The organism is Deinococcus pimensis DSM 21231, assembly GCF_000519345.1.
GTDB classification, from domain to species: Bacteria; Deinococcota; Deinococci; order Deinococcales; family Deinococcaceae; genus Deinococcus_A; species Deinococcus_A pimensis.
The window spans coordinates 408,506-410,433 of sequence record NZ_KI912633.1; the positions used below are offsets into that span (position 1 = coordinate 408,506).

At 70.0% G+C, this 1,928-nt stretch carries 2 protein-coding genes; one reads left to right on the top strand and one right to left on the bottom strand.

The annotated features are described in order from the left end of the window. Positions 1-90 precede the first annotated feature (90 nt). Positions 91-474: an STAS domain-containing protein gene (locus DEIPI_RS29190; protein ID WP_045233749.1), complete on the bottom strand. Its 384-nt coding sequence runs from the start codon at positions 472-474 to the stop codon at positions 91-93. Between the two features lie 288 nt (positions 475-762). Here DEIPI_RS29190 and DEIPI_RS29195 point away from each other — a divergent pair, with 288 nt between their 5' ends. Then, a complete protein-coding gene (locus DEIPI_RS29195; RefSeq protein WP_052351644.1) occupies positions 763-1,812 on the top strand; it encodes a glycoside hydrolase family 26 protein in 1,050 nt (349 codons plus the stop codon). Positions 1,813-1,928 lie beyond the last annotated feature (116 nt).

Below are 1,928 nucleotides of genomic sequence, written 5' to 3' on the forward strand. Positions count from 1 at the left end.
AGCCGCCAGCGCGAGGCGGGCGGCGGCGCGCTCGTGGCGTCCGCGCGGGTCCAGAAGCGGTCGAGCGCGTCGTGGAGCGCGTCGAGCGCCTCAGCGGCGGCCGGGAAGGTCACGGTTTCCTGCGTCAGACTGCTGCCCGTCGTATCCACGGAGGGCCTCCTCGACGGTCGGGAAGGGGGTCAGGACACGGTCGAGCGTGGTCATCTGCAGGATCACGAGGGCCTGCTCGTTGGGCCGGGCGATGCGCAGGTCGCCTCCGGCCTGCCGGGCGGCCTTGAGGGCGGCGACGAGACTGCTGAGGCCGGAACTGTCGATGAAGGTCACGCGGTGGAGGTCCACGACGAGCCGGCGCGCGCCCTGGGCCACGGCGTCGGTGATGCCGCGCTTGGCGGCGGCGGCGGAGACGAGGTCGAGGCGTCCCGCGAGCGTGATGACGGCGGCCACTTCACCTTGTCGTTCGACGGTCACTTCCATGGGGCTCCTTGAGGTGCTGCATCGGTCATCTGATGCTGACCGCCCCCCCGCGCGCCCTTCCTGACGCTGACGTGAAGACCGCTTGCGTCAGTCCTGAGACGTCCTTAAAGGGCATGCCGAAAATTCCACGGCAGGACCTCCCGTCTCCCCTTAATCTTGCTTAAGATATGTGTATGCGGTGAGGCGAGAATGTGTAAGCTTTCATTTATCGCGTCCTCCTCCCGCGCATCCGATCGGCACCCCTCCCCCTCCTTTCACTCTCCCCGGGACCGCCGAACAGGAGCCAGCATGAACCGCACCATTCCTCCCCTCGTCGCCGTCGCGCTCCTCATCTCCTCCTGTGGTCAGTCCGTCCTGCCCTCCGGCGCGGGAACGCCCGAAGGGAACGTCGGTCCGGCGGACCTCGGCGGCCCCACCCTGAGCGCGCAGCAGTACGGCGCCCTCAGCGGCGTCTTCGTGCCCGGAGCGCCCACCGGCAACGCCGGGATGAACGCGCTCGACACCTGGAGCGGCAACGTCGGCGGACGCGCCCGGCAGGTGATGTGGTACAGCGACTGGGCGACGGACTTCCAGGCGTACGCCGTCACCAACGCCTACAGTCGCGGCGCCACGCCCGTCGTGACCTGGGAGATGTACGGCAAGCGCGGCGCGGCCATCCGCTACGCGGACGTCCTCGCGGGCAGATGGAACACCTACATCGACCGCTGGGCCGACGCCGCCCGCGCCGACGGCCGCACCGTCCTCGTCCGGCTCGGTCACGAGATGAACGGCGACTGGTACCCCTGGAGCGGCGCCCAGAACGGCGGCACGGCAGCCCCCGAGAACTACGTGAAGATGTGGCGCTTCGTCCACGACCGCTTCGTCGCGCGCGGCGCCGTGAATGTCCGCTGGGTCTGGACGCCCAACAACGTCTCCACCCCCAACGAGGCCTGGAACGCGCCCGCCAGCTACTACCCCGGCGACGCGTACGTCGACTGGGTGGGCGCCGACGGCTACAACTTCGGCACCAGCCAGCGGATCTCGACGGGCGCGAGCTTCGACTCGCGCTGGCAGACCTTCGACGAGGTCTTCGCGGACATCTACGCCAGGGTCACGGCGGTCGCGCCCACCAAGCCCTTCATGATCGGCGAGTTCGCCTGCTCCGAGATCGGCGGGAACAAGGCCGCCTGGATCGCGGACGCCGCCGCGCGGATCAGGGCGTACCCCGCCATCCAGTCCTGGGTCTGGTTCAACCAGAACAAGGAGACGGACTGGCGCGTGGAGTCCTCGCCCACGGCCCTCGCGGCGTTCCGCTCCGCCTTCGGCGATCCGGCCGCGTTCGCCTGGACCGGGCCGTAACGGGCGGGAAACGAACGAGCCCCCGACGAGGTCGGGGGCTCGTTCGTGACGCGGCGTTCAGCGGGCGGTCCCGACGAGCGTCGCGGGCGTGCCGCGCTCCTGCGCGAGCATCCGCG

Coding starts and splice junctions, on each gene's coding strand:
- DEIPI_RS29190 (WP_045233749.1), bottom strand. CDS start 474: ATGGAAGTGACCGTCGAACGACAAGGTGAAGTGGCCGCCGTCATCACG.
- DEIPI_RS29195 (WP_052351644.1), top strand. CDS start 763: ATGAACCGCACCATTCCTCCCCTCGTCGCCGTCGCGCTCCTCATCTCC.